Genomic DNA, 18,119 nt, shown 5'->3' on the forward strand with positions numbered 1-18,119 from the left:
TTTTGTACATTTTATAAATGATTCGGTATAATAAAAATGAATACATATTAAGGGAGTCGAAATAATGGCAAATTTAGATGAAACATTAACGATGTTAAAAGATTTAACAGATGCTAAGGGGATTCCTGGTAACGAGCGTGAACCAAGAGAAGTCATGAAAAAATACATAACTCCATTTGCTGATGAAGTGACAACTGACGGACTTGGCAGTTTAATTGCTAAAAAAACTGGTAAAGCCGGTGGTCCTAGAGTAATGGTAGCTGGTCACTTAGATGAAGTAGGCTTCATGGTTACAAACATTGATGATAAAGGATTCATCAAGTTCCAAACAGTTGGAGGCTGGTGGTCACAAGTTATGCTGGCTCAACGCGTAACAATTGTGACTAACAAAGGCGATGTTACAGGAGTAATTGGTTCGAAACCGCCTCATATCCTACCTCCGGAAGCTCGTAAAAAGCCAGTAGATATTAAAGATATGTTCATTGATATCGGTGCTTCTAGCCGTGAAGAAGCTGCGGAGTGGGGAGTTAAACCTGGTGATATGGTAGTTCCTTATTTCGAATTTACGGTTATGAACAATGAAAAGATGTTATTAGCTAAAGCTTGGGATAACCGCATTGGTTGTGCAATTGCGATCGATGTATTAAAACAACTTAAAGGCACTGAGCATGCTAATGAAGTGTATGGTGTTGGTTGTGTACAAGAAGAGGTAGGCTTACGTGGTGCTCGTACTTCTGCAGCTGTAATCGAACCTGATATCGGTATCGCTGTTGACGTAGGAATTGCTGGGGACACACCGGGAATTTCTGAGAAAGAAGCATTAAGCAAGATGGGTAAAGGCCCTCAGATTATTCTTTATGATGCATCAATGGTAGGTCATAAAGGTCTTCGTGACTTTATTACAGGTGTAGCGGATGAATTAAACATTCCTTACCAATTTGATGCAATTGCTGGTGGAGGAACAGATGCTGGTTCAATCCATCTATCACATAAAGGTTCTCCGTCAATTGCCATTACGATTGCAACTCGATATATCCACTCTCATGCAGCTATGCTTCATCGTGATGATTACGAGAATGCAGTAAAGCTTATTGTTGAAGTGATTAAGCGTCTTGACAGAGAAGCTGTAGATAAAATTACGTTCGAATAGGCTTCATATACTGATTTTAAACAGATTAAGATGCTGTTTTCTCATAACGGAAGAAAGATCCCACGAGAATCCGTCTTGTGAGGATACGAAAAGCAACATTCTTTGCGAAAACAGCCTTTGAATAAAGCAATTAACACCTTGGCTAGTTATAGCTAAGGTGTTTTTAATGAAAACTAAAAAAAGCTGCCCTTTTAGTGAGGGCAGTTATCATCAAAGAGTTAATAGTATAAAATAGAACTTATTATTTCAAACCACTTTCAAGTGTTCCAAGCATTTCAACTCGCTTTTCTTCTGATGCATTGTTCCAGATTACTTCAAAAAGAACACCTAATCCCGGAAGCATTTTCTCTTCTCCATTTTGAATCGCATCAACAATCGTTTCTCTAAGTTCAGATTGTGAGTTTCCAGAAACATTTTGAAGAACAGCGTTTCTTATGTTTATATTCATAAATAACACTCCTTTATTTGAATTCTTCTTTTTATATGTTTTCTAATTTTGGATTTATTATGTATTTTATTAAATGAATTTCAGGCGCATTTTTTTATCAAGCCGTAACACATTGTGAACTGGTTTAAGTTACGCTATAATAAGAAAATTGAATGATAAAGGGCTCTTTTCTAAGAAGTTCCTAATAAAAGGAGAGACGGTGTTGAAACACATTCACTCTGCAAAAAATCCACAAGTGAAACATTGGAAAAAGCTTTTAACAAAAAAAGAACGTGATAAATCAGGGACATTCATCGTAGAAGGGTACCATTTGGTTGAAGAAGCTCTTAAAGCTAACAAGATATTGGAGCTGATTGTTGGGGATCAGGTCGAACTTCCTCAAAAGTGGAATTATGGTGAAGTTCCAGTTACGACTGTAACATCTGAAATCATCAAAGAATTATCTGATACGGAAGCACCACAAGGCGTTTTTGCCATTTGCGAACAAGAAAAGGTTCTAGCTTCAAATCAAGTAGGTAAAACTTACTTATTAATTGATTCTGTACAAGATCCAGGTAATTTAGGAACGATGATTCGTACTGCAGATGCTGCAGGGATAGATGCTGTCATCGTTGGGAACGGAAGCGTAGATACATATAACCAAAAGGTACTAAGGTCCGCTCAAGGAAGTCATTTTCACTTACCTGTTTTAAAAGGAAACCTTCGAGAATGGGTTGAGAAATTTCGCTCTGAGGACATCCCGCTATATGGAACCGCTTTAGAAAATGGACATATATATACAGAAATTGAACCGACAGATCGTTTTGCACTAATCGTTGGTAATGAAGGAAGCGGTGTAAGCAAGGAGTTATTAGAGGAAACTAACAAAAACCTTTATATTCCTATCTTCGGAAAAAGTGAGTCATTAAATGTTGCAGTAGCAACAGGAATTTTGCTATATTACTTACGTGGTTAAAAATAGTCTAGTCCTCATTGAAACTACCGGGGATGTGTACTATAATCGAAGTTAATTGTAAAATTACATATTTAAAAACAATGACGGAGAAGAGTAACTTACCGGGTTCTTTTTTAGGGAGAAAATGCCTTAGACTGAAAGCATTTTTATAGAATAAGTAAGTGAAGTTCACCTCTCGAGTTGGCATCGGGACCATTCATTCCAGAATGTAAAGATGCATCGGCAGTAGCCGTTATCTTAATGAAGTGAGCATAAAGTGTTTTTACTTTCATGCTAATAAGGGTGGTACCGCGAATCAAAACCTCGTCCCTTTCAGGGATAGAGGTTTTTTATTTTGGGAAAATTTAAGTACTTTAAATTTAAGGAGGAATTTAAAAATGCAAGACCGCTTAAAAGAGCTTCAACAAGAAGCGCTAAGTAGTATTAATCAAGCAAATGATTTAAAAGAATTAAACGATATTCGTGTATCTTACTTAGGTAAAAAAGGGCCCATTACTGAAGTATTAAAAGGGATGGGAAAGCTTTCTGCTGAAGAACGTCCAAAAATGGGTGCACTAGCGAACGAAGTACGCGATGCTATTTCTGCAGCAATCGAGGAGAAGCAAGAAATCTTGGAAAAAGAAGCCATCCAAAAGAAATTAGCTTCAGAATCGATCGATGTTACTCTTCCGGGGCGTCCTGTAACGACTGGTAACCATCACCCGCTTACTAGAATTATTGAAGAAATTGAAGATTTATTCATTGGAATGGGTTATTCCATTGCAGAAGGTCCTGAGGTCGAAAAGGACTATTATAACTTTGAAGCGTTAAACTTACCAAAGGGTCACCCAGCACGTGATATGCAAGATTCATTCTATATTACAGAAGAAATTCTACTGCGTACTCATACTTCACCGATGCAAGCTAGAACGATGGAGAAAAACCAAGGAAAAGGCCCAGTTAAAATTATTTGTCCTGGTAAAGTGTATCGCCGTGATAACGATGATGCCACTCACTCACATCAATTCATGCAAATTGAGGGGCTTGTCGTTGATGAGAATGTCCGTATGAGTGACTTAAAAGGTACATTAGATTTATTTGCGAAAAAAATGTTTGGAGAAGATCGAGAAATTCGCTTACGCCCGAGCTTTTTCCCTTTTACTGAGCCATCAGTTGAAATGGATATATCGTGTAAGATTTGTAATGGAAAAGGCTGTAGTGTATGTAAAGGTACTGGATGGATTGAAATTCTAGGTGCTGGAATGGTTCATCCAAATGTACTTGAAATGGCTGGATATGATTCGAAGAAATATACAGGCTTTGCATTTGGAATGGGACCTGAGCGTATTGCGATGTTGAAATATGGTGTAGATGATATTCGCCATTACTATACAAATGATATTCGTTTCTTAAAGCAATTCTCAATTCACGAATAAAAGTTAAGGAACCTAGTTGTAGAATAAAAAAGGAGGATATATAATGTTTGTTTCATATAAATGGCTGCAGGATTATGTTGATCTATCAGGAATTACTGCAGAAGAGCTTGCAGAAAAAATAACGAAAAGCGGAATTGAAGTTGAAGGGGTAGAAGTCCTAAACGAAGGCATGAAAGGCCTAGTAGTGGGTCACGTTTTAGAGCGTGAACAACATCCAAATGCTGATAAGCTTAACAAGTGTTTAGTGGATGTTGGCGAGGAAGAGCCTGTCCAAATCATTTGTGGTGCTCCAAATGTAGACAAAGGTCAAAAAGTAGTTGTTGCTAAAGTCGGGGCAGTTCTTCCAGGTAATTTTAAAATAAAAAAAGCGAAGCTACGTGGAGAAGAGTCACACGGTATGATTTGTTCTTTACAGGAGCTAGGAATTGAAGGGAAACTTGTAGCGAAAGAATTCTCAGAAGGAATCTTCGTATATCCCAACGATGCAACTGTTGGTGAAGATGCGCTTGCTCTTCTAAACAGGGATGATCAAGTTCTAGAATTGGGCTTAACACCAAACCGCTCAGATTGCCTAAGTATGTTAGGTGTAGCATACGAAGTAGCAGCTATTTTAGGAAGAGAAGTGATACTTCCTAAGCCAGAGGTTACGACTGTCTCTGAACAGGCATCCAATTATATTGATGTAAAAGTAGATGCTAATGAAGATAACCCTCTTTATGTCGCAAAAGTTGTGAAGAACATTAAAGTAGGACCTTCTCCGTTATGGATGCAAACGAGATTGATGTCAGCGGGAATTCGCCCACATAATAACGTAGTTGATATTACGAACTACATTCTATTAGAGTATGGTCAACCATTACATGCATTTGATTACGACCGTCTAGGTTCAAAAGAAATTCTTGTACGTAGAGCTCATGACGGTGAAACAATCGTAACTCTTGATGATGCTAAGCGTGAATTAACTTCTGACCATTTAGTTATTACGAACGGGAAAGAAGCTGTTGCTTTAGCAGGAGTTATGGGTGGCGCAAATTCCGAGGTTCAATCCGACACGACCAGTGTTCTTATTGAATCTGCTTATTTCAAAGGTGCAACTGTAAGAAAAGCATCTAAAGATCATGGATTAAGAAGCGAAGCTAGTACACGCTTTGAAAAAGGTGTCGACCCTAATCGAGTACGGGAAGCAGCAGAAAGAGCAGCTGAACTTTTAGCATTATATGCTAACGGGGAAGTGTTAGAAGGATCTGTTGTTGCGGACACATTAACTATTGAAGAAAAAGTTGTTTCTATTTCGTTAGAAAAAATTAATCGAGTTCTTGGTACTGAAGTTAGTATGAATGAAGTGGAAGATATCTTTAAACGCCTTCAGTTTGGCTATAAAGCGGATAATGGTGTTATTACAGTGACGGCTCCTACTCGTCGTGGGGATATCACGATTGAAGAGGATCTAATTGAAGAAGTAGCTCGGATTTATGGCTATGACCGTCTACCAAAGACATTACCAATCGGCTCATCTACTCCAGGTGCACTAACGCCATATCAGCAGAAACGCCGTATTGTCCGTAATTATCTTGAAGGTGTTGGTTTATATCAAGCGGTTACTTATTCATTAACAAGTGAGGGCAAAGCAACTCAATATGCACTTGAAAAGCGTGAACCGATTAAGCTTGCTATGCCAATGAGTGAGGATAGAAGCATGCTTCGTTTGAGTATACTTCCTCAACTATTAGAAGTCATGAAGTATAATTTAGCACGTCAAAATGATAACCTTGCATTATACGAAACAGGGGCGGTATTCCTTGCAACGGAGGCCGAAGAGCTTCCTGAGGAGCGTGAGCACCTTTCAGCAGCTATCACAGGTTTATGGCAACAGCACCCTTGGCAGGGCGAGAAGAAAGCTGTAGATTTCTTTGTCTTGAAAGGTGTTTTAGAAGGGATGTTTGCTAAACTTGGCCTTACAAGTGCAGTTGAGTATCGTCAAGGAGAAGTTAATGGTTTACATCCGGGTAGAACGGCAGAAATCTATCTTTCTGGATCTAAAATTGGCTTTATTGGTCAAGTTCACCCTGCTGTTCAAAAGGATTTAGATTTAAAGGAAACATATGTATTTGAATTATCTCTAAAAGAAGTATTTGAAGCAGAGGTTGCTCCATTACAGTATGAAGCTATCCCTCGTTATCCGTCCATCACGCGCGATATTGCATTAGTTGTTGATAAAAATAAAGCAGCATACGAATTGCAACGTATCATCGTTGAAGCAGGCGGGTCCCTACTAAAAGAAGTACATGTATTTGACTTATATGAAGGAGATCGTATGGAAGAAGGGAAAAAGTCAATTGCCTTCTCACTTAAATACTTTGACCCTGAAAAGACATTAACGGATGAAGAAGTAACGAAAGCACATGACAAGGTATTAAATGCAGTGAAAGAAGAAGCTGGAGCTGTATTAAGAGGATAATAAGAAAGGGACTCGTCTGGATACTGAACCCCAAAAGTTAGAGTAGCAATCTAACTTTTTGGGGTCTGTACCCTGAGTCCCTTTTTATGTTATTGAAGCTAAGTACTACTTTCTCAATAAATTAAATGCCTTATCCGTATTAGCAAAGTGCAATTTTACAAATTGAGGTAACACTTCTTTTCCTTTTGCTTTTATCAGTTTAGCTGCAGCAACATCTACTTGTGCTCCTGCTCCCTTAGGTAGTGTAAACCCTGCTCGTGCAGATAGTTTTTCAAAGTGACGAACAAATGCATATCTAGCTATGATTGAAGCAGCTGCTACCGAAAGATGAATACCTTCAGCCTTTGTGCTAAAAAAAACATTTTCTCTTTGAATGTTTTTTTGACCCTTTAGGTACTGATAGTAAATCTCTTCCTTTGCAAATTGATCAATAAGAATAGCATCTGGTTTATCCGGAGATATTTTTTCTAATACATGTTTTATGGCCTGATTATGTAACAAAGCCTTTAGTTTTCCCTGTGACATACCAGATTTCTGCAATTCATTATATTTTTCATTATGCAATGTTAACAAACTATGTGGGACGATATCCTTTATTTGTTTGGCAATTTCAATGATTTTATCATCTGTTAAATTCTTCGAATCTTTTACCCCTAATTCCTTTAAAAGTGGGATATCCTCTTTTTTTACATAGGCAGCGACAACCGTAATTGGGCCAAAAAAATCACCAGTACCAACCTCATCTGATCCAACAACTGATAAAGTTTCAAAATTAGGCGGCAAGTTAGTTGCCTTGGAAATGGATCTTTTTTTACTAGTTGCTCTAGTAGCTGTTGCCTCCTGCTCTCCCCATCGATTAGCCTCTGTTGAACTGCCTCCGCCCTGAAATAACACCTTACCCGACTTATATGCCGTTATCGTACAATTTGTTGTTTTAGCAGAGAAAACCCCTCCTGGAGGTACTTTATCTGATAGATTTGCTTGGTAGAATGATTTCATCTTCTCAATATCATGACTACTCACTTTTAAAACAATATTACTCATATAACAATCTCCACCTTTATTAATAGGTTTACAGTAGACCACCTGTTTACCTTGATGTCATCTAAAAAATTTGTAATTACCGTTATACAATTATTGCCTAATCAGCATATTTTGACATCCTTTGACTTCCCACTCTTAATAGGTTCATGTTATGATAGTGATTAGGATTTCTAAGAATGGGGGCAATGGGGTTGTCAGAACCAGAAAAAAAGCGCACAACTGTTGATATTTACGGACAACAATATATCATTATGGGCTTAGAAAGCTCTAGTCATGTTAGGCTTGTGGCCTCAATGGTTGATGATAAGATGCGTGAAATTAGCTCTAGGAATCCTTCACTTGATACCACTAAATTAGCCGTGTTAACTGCTGTTAATGCAGTTAACGATTATATTAAGTTAAAAGATCGATTAGAACGGCTTGAAAGTGAATTAAAACGCGTAAAGGACTGAAAAAAGTCATGCTAGATCTCGCCATTTTTATTATTCTTATCTTTGGATTTTTAGTAGGTTTAAAACGAGGTTTTATCCTCCAACTAATTCACCTAACCGGATTTATTATTGCTTTTATTGTTGCGAATATGTACTATGAAAACCTATCGACAAAGCTTACACTTTGGGTACCATACCCTAGCTTTGGGGATGATTCAACTTTGAAACTACTATTTGATAATGGGAATTTAGAAGATGCCTACTATCGCGCCATTGCATTTGTCGTGATTTTTTTTACGGTAAAAATTGTTCTTCAAATCATTGGAAGTATGCTTGACTTTGTTGCCCACTTACCAATTCTAAAAAGTCTTAATATTTGGGCTGGTGGAATTTTAGGGTTCATAGAAGTATATCTTATCACGTTTATTTTATTATACATAGCAGCACTTCTTCCAATAGAAGCGATTCAAGGACCATTAACAAGTTCAACGTTAGCACAATTTATTGTTGAGCATACTCCGTTTTTCTCAGAGCAAATTAAAGAGCTTTGGATTGAATACGTCGCATCCTAACTTCTCTCTTTAGAGAAGTTTTCTTTTTAGTGTGGTTATAAAACGGGAGTGTTACCTACAAATTTTCTGAAAATGAATTCAACCGTCTTAGAATGGTTAATGACCCCTTCAGGGAACCAATTTAACAAAACTTTTTCATATGTTGATACGTATAGAGAAAAAGGTAATCCTAATAAATAGACTTTTATAACGAAAATGTTTTCAATGGAAGGTGTATTTTTTTGAGTGTGAATAAAAAAGACGTGATTCGCTTACTAGAAACGATAGCCGTGTTTCTAGAATTAAAAGGTGAAAATACATTTAAAGTGGCAGCATTTCGAAAAGCAGCCATTGCATTAGAAGCTGATGATCAAAGCTTGACTGATATCAAGGACTTTACAGTTTTTCCTGGGATCGGGAAAGGAACAGCGGCTGTTATTGAAGAATTTATCTTAGAGGGGAAATCAACGGTCTTAAAAGAACTTCAAGAGGAGGTTCCTAAAGGCTTAATTCCCCTTCTACAGCTGCCAGGTCTCGGTGGGAAGAAAATTGCAAAGCTTTATAAGGAACTAGGGATAGAAAGTATTACCGACTTAGAGCAGGCTTGCCTTGATGGAAAGGTAAGAAGTCTTGCTGGATTCGGTCAAAAAACAGAAGAAAAAATACTGTCATCGATTAAGAATGCTGGCGCAAGACCAGATAGGCTACCACTTGCCTATATGCTTCCTATTGCCGAATATATCGAACATCTCTTAGAAAAGATGGACGATATAACAAAGTTTTCTCGAGCAGGTAGTCTAAGAAGAATGAGAGAAACAATCAAAGACCTAGATTTTATCATCGCGACAGAAAATCCTTCCTCAGTTAAAGGGCAGCTTTTAAAAATAGAAAAAATAAAAGAGATTGTAGCTTCTGGGGATACGAAGGTTTCCTTAACGTTAGAATTTGATTATGATATTTCGGTTGATTTCCGCCTAGTTGAACCAAAGGAATTCGCTACAACTCTACATCATTTTACTGGATCAAAAGATCACAATGTCAGAATGAGGCAGCTGGCAAAAGAACGTGGAGAGAAAATAAGTGAGTATGGGGTAGAGGTTATCGAAACAGGAGAAATTCTCACTTTTTTAAGTGAAGAAGAATTTTATCATCATTTTGGATTACCATTTTTTCCTCCAGAAATTAGAGAGGATGGTAGCGAAGTAGAAGATTATTCGGAAGAGATGGATTTAATTTCTCTTGAAGATATAAAAGGCGATCTACATATGCATTCTACCTGGAGTGATGGGGCTCATTCAATTGAGGAAATGATTGCTGCTTGTCGTTCTAGAGGATATAGATATATGGCTATTACCGATCACTCCCATTATCTTAAAGTTGCAAATGGTTTAACACCAGAGCGCTTGAGAAAACAGAGAGAAGAAATAAAGAGACTAAATGAACAATTTGATGATATTACGATTCTGTCAGGAGTAGAGATGGATATTTTGCCAGATGGCAGTTTAGATTATGATGATGAGCTTTTAGGAGAATTAGATATTGTTATTGCATCTATTCATTCTTCTTTTTCCCATCCAAAAGAAAAAATTATGGAACGACTGAAAAGTGCATTAATAAATGCTCATGTCGATATTATTGCTCATCCAACAGGGAGACTAATAGGCAGAAGAGAAGGCTATGACGTAGACATTGATATGCTTATTCAATTAGCGAAGGAGACGAATACAGCACTTGAACTAAATGCGAATCCTAATCGCTTAGACTTAAGCTACGAGCATATAAGAAAGGCACAAGATGCAGGTGTAAAAATCGTCATCAATACAGATGCACATAAAATGGACACGTTAACACATATGGACATTGGGGTGTCAGCAGCCAAAAAAGGCTGGATTAGAAAATCTTCAGTCCTAAACGCGCTAGAAACTCAGGATTTACTACAATTTTTGCATAATAGATAAGATTTAGATTGTAAAGGGGGGCATCTCCATGCAACAACGAGTTATGAGGGTTTTAGAATTTGATAAAGTGACGGAACAGCTCTTAGACCATGTCTCTTCATCACTTGGGAGAGATAGGGTCAAAAATTTGATTCCTTCTACAAGCTTTGAAGAAGTAGTTAGGATGCAGGCAGAAACTGATGAGGCTGCTACCATTTTACGAATAAAAGGAAACGTCCCACTCGGTGGGATATTTGATATTCGTCAACATATAAAACGATCAGTTATTGGTGGGATGCTGAGTCCGCAAGAATTAACCCAAGTAGCAAGCACGATTCATGCTAGCAGGATGATACGTAAATTTATTGAGGATATTGCAGAAGAAGAAATAACCATTCCTATCTTAGTTGAATATGCAGATCGGATCATCGTTTTAGCGGACCTAGAAGAGGCAATTAGAATGGCCATAGATGACAACGGAGAAGTGCTGGATTCAGCAAGCGAAACGTTAAGATCATTAAGAACTCAGCTTAGAACAAGGGAGTCAAGGGTAAGAGAAAAGCTTGAGAGTATGATTCGTTCTTCAAATGCTCAAAAAATGCTCTCTGATGCAATTATAACGATACGAAATGATCGGTTTGTTATTCCAGTGAAGCAGGAATATAGAGCCCATTATGGTGGGATCATCCATGATCAAAGTTCTTCAGGTCAAACGTTATTTATTGAGCCTCAAGCCATCGTGCAGCTTAACAATGAGTTACAAAGTATACGCGTAAAAGAACAGTTGGAAATTGAAAGAATCCTCATTTTGCTATCAGGAAAAGTAGGAGAATCTCAATTTGAACTTGAAACCATTGTTGAAGTATTAGGTGATATTGACTTCATGTTTACAAAAGCACGATATGGTGCACGTATTAAAGGGTCAAAGCCTGAAATAAATAATGAAGGCAGAATTCATCTAGTGAAAGCGAGACACCCTCTAATTCCGATAGAAGAAGTGGTACCCAATGATATTGTGTTAGGGAAAGAATACTCGACCATTGTCATTACGGGTCCAAATACGGGAGGAAAAACAGTCACGCTTAAAACGGTTGGACTTTGTACGTTAATGGCCCAAGCTGGTTTGCAGGTGCCTGCTCTAGATGGCTCTGAGATGGCTGTTTTTGGTGCAGTATTTGCTGATATAGGGGATGAGCAATCCATTGAACAAAGCTTAAGTACTTTCTCGTCCCATATGGTCAATATTGTAGATATATTAGAACATGTTGATTTTGAAAGCTTAGTTCTGTTTGATGAACTTGGAGCAGGAACTGACCCACAAGAAGGGGCTGCTTTGGCCATTTCAATTTTAGACGAGGTTTATAAAAGAGGAGCAAGGGTTATTGCTACAACTCATTATCCTGAACTTAAAGCATACGGCTATAACAGAGAAGGTGTCATCAATGCGAGTGTTGAGTTCGATGTAGATACACTGAGCCCAACCTACAAGCTCCTTATTGGTGTTCCAGGTAGAAGTAATGCGTTTGAAATATCAAAACGATTAGGGCTACGAGAGAAGGTTATTGAGACAGCACGTTCGTATGTGAGTGCAAATAGCAATGAAGTTGAAACAATGATTGCAGCCCTAGAAGAAAGTAAGCGTCAAGCTGAAAGAGAGAGAGAAGAAGCCCAGGACTTCTTAAAACAATCGGAAAAGCTTCATAAAGATCTTCAGAAGGAAATTATGGAGTATTATGAAAAGAAGGATTCCCTTCAAGAAAAAGCTAAGGAAAAAGCAGCCAAAATTGTAGAGCAGGCAAAAGAAGAAGCAGAAGAGATTATACGTGAGCTTAGAAAGCTTAGAATGGAAAAACATGCTGAAGTAAAAGAGCATGAGCTAATAGATGCAAAAAAACGCCTTGAAGAAGCTGCGCCTAAAATAGATATAACAAAGAAACAGCCGAACATGGTCCAAAAAAAGCAATCACTAAAGCCGGGGGACGAGGTCAAAGTGATTACATTTGACCAAAAGGGTCACTTAATTGAAAAAGTATCAGATAATGAGTGGCAGGTTCAAATCGGAATCCTTAAGATGAAGGTTAATGAGAAGGATTTAGAGTTTATTAAAAGTCAAAAAGTGGTCGAGACAAAACCGATGGCCACTGTTAAGGGGAAAGACTTTCATGTTAATCTTGAACTAGACTTAAGGGGAGAGCGCTTTGAGGATGCCTTGTTAAGAGTTGAGAAATATATTGATGATGCGCTTTTAGCTGGTTATCCCAGAGTTTCCGTTATTCACGGAAAAGGAACAGGTGCCTTAAGGCAAGGTGTACAAGAATATTTAAGAAACCACCGTTCTGTCAAAAAGATTCGCTTTGGGGAAGCTGGTGAAGGTGGTTCTGGAGTTACTGTTGTAGAATTTAAATAAGGGCTTTTTTCGTAAACTTTGTTTATATTAAACACTATATACTGTCTTTTTAACCAATTATCGTGCTGTTTTCTTGATTTTGGTGAAGAAAAGATGCCACGAAGAGCAATAAAATCTGTGTTGGATACAGTATGCGGTTAGCATGAATCTATGCGATAACAGCCTAAATAAAACATATTATTTAGCAGTAGAATGTAAAACATGTTCCTGAAGACTTCAAGTTAATTCGTGAACTATAAAGATAAAATAAAGTGATTTGTGAATGAGAATAAAAAACGGGGAGAAAATCTATGAACCAATTTTGGGAGAATGATTACGTTCAAACAGCTGCCTACTGTAGTGTAGTAATTCTTTGTGTGGTCCTGTTTTTGGCCGTTTTTGAACTAGTAACAAAGTATAACAATTGGGAAGAAATAAAAAAAGGGAATATGGCTGTTGCGATGGCGACTGGTGGGAAAATATTTGGGATTGCCAATATTTTTCGACACTCGATTTTACAACATGATACTCTTTTTACCATGATCGGTTGGGGAGTTTTTGGATTTGTGCTATTACTAGCAGCCTACTTTGTTTATGAATTTTTAACACCAAGATTTAAAATTGATGAAGAAATTCAAAAGAATAACCGTGCTGTAGGCTTTATTTCAATGGTGATTTCAATTGGTTTATCCTATGTCATCGGTGCAGGCATTTCGTAAGGAGAGAATAGATAGTGGAAAAATTGGCAAAAATACTACTTTTGCTTTGTGGACTGTTTGTTGTGGTTGGTTTGGTGTACTTGCTCTTTTTAGCTTAAAAATTAAATGAAATATCTGGAATCCTATATTTGTAAAATAATTTAAATCAAAATCACCGCGGGAAGATCGTGGTGATTTTTTCTTTGGGTATCGAAATATATAGGGTTGTCCAAAATTTCTTCTTTAGAAAGATAAAATTTATTGTAATTGTCATAAAAAGTTCACTATATTATAATAAAAAAAGAACAGTATGAATGTTCCGAAAATTACTTACACTAGGAGGGTCGAAATATGTCAGAATTACAGCCTTGGCTTAATATGTATCCTGAAGAAATACCAGCAACCTTGGAGTACACGAATGAGTCTGTTCAGCAGTATTTAATTAATGCCGCAAAAGATTACCCAAATAAGATTGCCATACACTTTATGGGGAAGGAAATGACCTATAAGGAACTTTATGATTCTTCTTTAAAATTGGCAGGCTATTTACAAAGTATTGGAATCGAAAAAGGTGACAGAGTTGCCATTATGTTGCCAAACTGTCCCCAATCAGTCATTAGCTATTATGCAATCTTAATGGCAGGTGGAGTTGTTGTTCAAACAAATCCACTGTATATGGAACGAGAATTAGAATATCAGATGAAAGATTCTGGTTCGAAAATCATTATAACAATGGATATCTTGTTCCCAAGAGTCACAAAAGTGATGGGTCAAACAGATCTACAACATGTAATTGTAACCGCTATCAAAGACTATCTCCCATTCCCAAAAAATTTAATATACCCTTTTATTCAAAAAAAGCAGTATGGTATATCGGTAAATGTTAAACACGAAGGGAATCACCATCTTCTTACTGAAGTATTAAAACAATCTCAAAAATCAATTAAAGAGCATTCCGTTAATTTTGAAGAAGACCTAGCCCTTTTACAATATACTGGGGGAACAACCGGTTTTCCAAAAGGTGTTATGTTGACCCACAAAAATCTTGTAGCAAACGCATCAATGTGTAAAGCCTGGATGTATAAGTGTAAAGAAGGTGAAGAAGTAGTTTTAGGAATTCTTCCTTTTTTCCATGTTTATGGGATGACTACTGTGTTAATCCTTTCTGTTATGCAGGCAAATAAGATGGTTCTTTTACCGAAGTTTGATCCTGAAACAACCTTAAAGACCATTCAAAAGCAACGTCCGACGTTATTTCCTGGAGCACCAACCATTTATATCGGTCTCTTAAATCATCCAGACATACAAAAGTACGATTTATCATCGATTGATTCATGTATATCAGGCTCTGCTCCTCTACCGGTTGAAGTTCAACAAAAATTTGAAGAGATAACGGGAGGGAAACTTGTTGAAGGGTACGGGTTAACAGAATCATCACCAGTATCACATTCAAACTTTCTATGGGATCGTCCTCGTGTGAAAGGAAGCATAGGAGTACCATGGCCAGATACAGATGCAGGGATCTTTTCAATTGAGACAGGGGAAAGACTCCCAGTTGGTGAAATCGGCGAAATCTGTATAAAAGGTCCTCAAGTAATGAAGGGTTACTGGAATCGACCTGAAGACACAGCGCAAACATTAAGAGATGGCTGGTTATTAACAGGAGACATAGGTTATATGGATGAAAACGGCTACTTCTTTGTTGTAGATAGAAAGAAGGACATGATTATTGCTGGTGGATTTAATATCTATCCTCGTGAGATTGAAGAAGTTTTATATGAACATCCAAGTGTTCAAGAGGTAGTAGCTGCTGGGATTCCAGATCCATACCGAGGTGAAACGGTTAAAGCATATATTGTGTTAAAAGACGGTGCTTCTGCCACTGAAGATGAATTAAATGAGTTTGCTAGAAAACATTTAGCTGCTTATAAAGTTCCTAGACTGTATGAGTTTAGAAAAGAATTACCTAAGACTGCAGTAGGGAAGATTTTAAGAAGAGCACTAGTTGATGAAGAAAAGAAAAAACTAAAGGAAGATCAAGAAAAGCGGGCTTAACTTTTTTAGAGACCGATTAATTCGGCTCTTTATTTTTGACGAGAATGCCTGGTAAATTGTAACAACCTAAACATGTACAAGCTTTTAGGTGATCATTATTAAGTGTATATTTGTTGTGTATTTGCCACTTGTTAAACTAGAATAGAAAAGCGATAATTAAGTATCTGCAAATAACTTAAATTCTTGACAGAATTGAATTGTGCGACTATTATAAAATTATGAATGATGATTCATTCATTTTAAGAAGAGAACATCAAAAAAGCATTGACAAAACGATATTTGCCGCTTTTCTTTTCTTGAAAGGGGGGGAAGAATATGAAGAAAAATAAACCGAAATATATGCAAATCATTGATGCTGCAGTTGTTGTGATTGCCGAAAATGGCTATCATTCAGCACAGGTATCAAAAATTGCAAAGCAAGCTGGAGTAGCTGATGGGACAATCTATCTATATTTTAAGAACAAAGAAGATATTCTAATCTCTCTCTTTCAAGAAAAAATGGGTAATTTTGTTGAAAAAATAGAAGAAAAGATTGCAGGAAAAGACACAGCGGCGGAGAAATTATTAATGATGGTCGAAGCGCATTTTAGAATGCTATCAAAAGACCGACATCTTGCAATTGTCACTCAGCTAGAGTTAAGACAGTCAAATAAAGATCTTCGTCTAAAAATAAACGAAGTTTTAAAGGGATATTTAAAAGTGATTGATGATATTCTAATCGAAGGAAAAGAAAACGGTGAGTTTTCTAGCACTTTAGATATTCGCTTGGCTAGACAAATGATATTTGGAACGATGGATGAGACTGTTACATCATGGGTCATGAATGAACAGAAATATGATTTGACAGCGCTTTCTAGTTCGGTCCATCATTTACTCTTGAATGGGTGTAAAGGTTAAAGCAGATGTGAAACTGAAAGGAGGGAAAGCGATGGAGTATTTAAGCTGGTCCTATGAAAACTTGGTTGCGACGATTAAGATTAATCGACCGCCAGCAAATGCTTTATCATCAGGTTTACTTAAAGAACTTTCAGCGGTATTAGATGAAGTTGAAACGAATGATGAAATCCGTGTCATCCTTATTCACGGTGAAGGTAGATTCTTCTCAGCTGGTGCAGATATTAAGGAATTTACATCCTTTAAAAGTGGTGAGGAATTTGCCGGTCATGCTGGCTATGGTCAGGACTTATTCGAAAGAATGGAAAGGTTCCCTAAACCAATCATTGCAGCCATTCATGGTGCTGCATTAGGAGGCGGCCTTGAGCTTGCGATGGCATGTCATTTTAGACTAGTAACAGAAAATGCAAAACTTGGCTTACCTGAGCTACAGCTAGGATTAGTTCCTGGATTTGCTGGAACACAAAGATTGCCTAGATACGTTGGGGTAGCAAGAGCTGCTGAAATGTTATTTACAAGTGATCCAATCACAGGGGAAGAAGCTGTAAAGTATGGTCTTGCAAACCATGCGTATCCTGAGGATCAATTACTTGAGAGTGCTTATAAAATGGCTAGTAAAATTGCTAAGAAAAGTCCTGTCTCCATTAAGGCTTCTATTGAACTATTAAACTTTTCGAAAACTAAAGAGTTTCATAGCGGGGTTAAAAGAGAATCTGAGCTTTTTGGAAGCGTATTCGTTTCTCAAGATGCACAAGAAGGAATTAAAGCGTTTATTGAGAAAAGAGAACCCAATTTTACTGGAAAATAATAATCCGTTTAAGAAAGTTAATAAGAAAGCTTATCATAATCCTATAAGTTTCTTAATATATCTTATCTTTAGCACGAAAGAAATGTTTTTAATACTTAGGAGGGGAAACCATGAACATCTACGTTTTAATGAAAAGAACTTTCGATACTGAAGAAAAAATCGCTATTTCAGGCGGTAAAATTAATGAAGACGGTGCAGAATTCATTATCAACCCTTATGATGAATATGCAATTGAAGAAGCAATCCTAGTGCGTGATGCACAAGGTGGAGAAGTGACAGTTGTTTCTGTTGGAAATGAAGAAACAGAAAAGCAACTACGTACAGCACTAGCAATGGGTGCAGACAAGGCTGTTCTAATCAACACTGAAGATGACCTTGACTATGGAGATCAATTTACAACAGCAAAAATTTTAGCTGAATTCTTAAAAGATAAAGATGCAGATTTAATTCTAGGTGGAAACGTTGCAATTGATGGTGGATCAGGTCAAGTTGGTCCTCGCGTTGCAGAATTATTAGGAATGCCGTATGTAACAACAATTACGAAGTTAGAAATTGATGGAACGAAAGCAACTGTTACTCGTGACGTAGAAGGAGATTCAGAAGTTATTGAAACAAGCCTTCCTTTATTAGTTACAGCTCAACAAGGTCTAAACGAACCGCGTTATCCATCTCTACCTGGAATCATGAAGGCTAAGAAAAAGCCATTAGATGAACTAGAGCTAGATGATTTAGATTTAGAAGAAGATGATGTAGAAGCTAAAACGAAGACGATCGAAATCTATTTACCACCTAAAAAAGAAGCAGGAAGAGTTCTTGAAGGTGAGCTAACGGATCAAGTAAAAGAACTAGTAAATCTTCTTCATACTGAAGCGAAAGTAGTCTAATCGAG

At 37.3% G+C, this 18,119-nt stretch carries 15 protein-coding genes and 1 other annotated feature; of the genes, 13 read left to right on the forward strand and 2 right to left on the reverse strand.

The genetic code is table 11. From position 1 onward, the window contains the following. Nucleotides 1–64: 64 nt before the first annotated feature. A complete protein-coding gene (locus tag ACFYKX_RS24655) occupies nucleotides 65–1,150 on the forward strand; it encodes a M42 family metallopeptidase (protein WP_389364581.1) in 1,086 nt (361 codons plus the stop codon). 241 nt (nucleotides 1,151–1,391) lie between these two features. Here the strand turns inward: ACFYKX_RS24655 and sspI are convergent, their stop codons facing one another. Next, nucleotides 1,392–1,598 carry a small acid-soluble spore protein SspI gene (sspI, locus tag ACFYKX_RS24660; RefSeq protein ID WP_389364583.1) on the reverse strand — a complete coding sequence of 69 codons (207 nt, stop codon included), beginning with the start codon at nucleotides 1,596–1,598 and terminating at the stop codon, nucleotides 1,392–1,394. A 202-nt stretch (nucleotides 1,599–1,800) separates the two neighbouring features. Between sspI and ACFYKX_RS24665 the strand changes: the two genes are divergently transcribed. The 3 genes from ACFYKX_RS24665 to pheT all read left to right on the forward strand — a co-directional run bounded on the left by ACFYKX_RS24665 (nucleotide 1,801) and on the right by pheT (nucleotide 6,426). After that, a complete protein-coding gene (locus ACFYKX_RS24665) occupies nucleotides 1,801–2,553 on the forward strand; it encodes a TrmH family RNA methyltransferase (protein WP_389364585.1) in 753 nt (250 codons plus the stop codon). A 71-nt stretch (nucleotides 2,554–2,624) separates the two neighbouring features. After that, nucleotides 2,625–2,867 (forward strand) — a binding site (T-box leader). 63 nt (nucleotides 2,868–2,930) lie between these two features. Further along, on the forward strand, nucleotides 2,931–3,968 hold the full coding sequence (gene pheS, locus ACFYKX_RS24670) for a phenylalanine--tRNA ligase subunit alpha (protein ID WP_389364587.1): 1,038 nt from the start codon (nucleotides 2,931–2,933) through the stop codon (nucleotides 3,966–3,968). 43 nt (nucleotides 3,969–4,011) lie between these two features. Beyond that, nucleotides 4,012–6,426, forward strand: a complete 2,415-nt coding sequence (gene pheT, locus ACFYKX_RS24675; protein WP_389364588.1) for a phenylalanine--tRNA ligase subunit beta — start codon at nucleotides 4,012–4,014, stop codon at nucleotides 6,424–6,426. 105 nt (nucleotides 6,427–6,531) lie between these two features. On the opposite strand, the gene rnhC is transcribed toward pheT, so the two are convergent. Beyond that, nucleotides 6,532–7,470, reverse strand: coding sequence for a ribonuclease HIII (rnhC, locus tag ACFYKX_RS24680; protein WP_389364590.1), 939 nt, complete (start codon nucleotides 7,468–7,470; stop codon nucleotides 6,532–6,534). Between the two features lie 185 nt (nucleotides 7,471–7,655). On the opposite strand from rnhC, the gene zapA reads away from it, so the two are divergent. The 9 genes from zapA to ACFYKX_RS24725 all read left to right on the forward strand — a co-directional run bounded on the left by zapA (nucleotide 7,656) and on the right by ACFYKX_RS24725 (nucleotide 18,114). Then, nucleotides 7,656–7,922: a cell division protein ZapA gene (zapA, locus tag ACFYKX_RS24685; RefSeq protein ID WP_389364592.1), complete on the forward strand. Its 267-nt coding sequence runs from the start codon at nucleotides 7,656–7,658 to the stop codon at nucleotides 7,920–7,922. Nucleotides 7,923–7,930: 8 nt separating this feature from the next. Next, the gene (locus ACFYKX_RS24690) at nucleotides 7,931–8,473 is read left to right on the forward strand and encodes a CvpA family protein (protein ID WP_389364594.1); all 543 of its coding nucleotides are present in this window, start codon (nucleotides 7,931–7,933) and stop codon (nucleotides 8,471–8,473) included. 221 nt (nucleotides 8,474–8,694) lie between these two features. Continuing rightward, nucleotides 8,695–10,410: a DNA polymerase/3'-5' exonuclease PolX gene (gene polX, locus ACFYKX_RS24695; protein ID WP_389364596.1), complete on the forward strand. Its 1,716-nt coding sequence runs from the start codon at nucleotides 8,695–8,697 to the stop codon at nucleotides 10,408–10,410. A 28-nt stretch (nucleotides 10,411–10,438) separates the two neighbouring features. Further along, entirely contained in the window at nucleotides 10,439–12,796 is a 2,358-nt protein-coding gene (locus tag ACFYKX_RS24700) for an endonuclease MutS2 (RefSeq protein WP_389364597.1), read from the forward strand. Between the two features lie 290 nt (nucleotides 12,797–13,086). Further along, a complete protein-coding gene (locus ACFYKX_RS24705) occupies nucleotides 13,087–13,494 on the forward strand; it encodes a DUF350 domain-containing protein (RefSeq protein WP_389364598.1) in 408 nt (135 codons plus the stop codon). A gap of 330 nt (nucleotides 13,495–13,824) precedes the next feature. Next, entirely contained in the window at nucleotides 13,825–15,528 is a 1,704-nt protein-coding gene (locus ACFYKX_RS24710) for a long-chain-fatty-acid--CoA ligase (protein ID WP_389364600.1), read from the forward strand. Between the two features lie 315 nt (nucleotides 15,529–15,843). Beyond that, nucleotides 15,844–16,425, forward strand: coding sequence for a TetR/AcrR family transcriptional regulator (locus tag ACFYKX_RS24715; RefSeq protein ID WP_389364602.1), 582 nt, complete (start codon nucleotides 15,844–15,846; stop codon nucleotides 16,423–16,425). Between the two features lie 31 nt (nucleotides 16,426–16,456). Then, nucleotides 16,457–17,230 (forward strand): enoyl-CoA hydratase, encoded by a 774-nt coding sequence (locus ACFYKX_RS24720; RefSeq protein WP_389364603.1) that lies wholly within the window; start codon nucleotides 16,457–16,459, stop codon nucleotides 17,228–17,230. Nucleotides 17,231–17,340: 110 nt separating this feature from the next. Then, nucleotides 17,341–18,114, forward strand: a complete 774-nt coding sequence (locus tag ACFYKX_RS24725) for an electron transfer flavoprotein subunit beta/FixA family protein (RefSeq protein WP_389364605.1) — start codon at nucleotides 17,341–17,343, stop codon at nucleotides 18,112–18,114. Nucleotides 18,115–18,119 lie beyond the last annotated feature (5 nt).

The sequence above is a fragment of the Cytobacillus spartinae genome (genome assembly GCF_042865285.1).
Classification (GTDB): domain Bacteria; phylum Bacillota; class Bacilli; order Bacillales; family Cytobacillaceae; genus Robertmurraya_A; species Robertmurraya_A spartinae.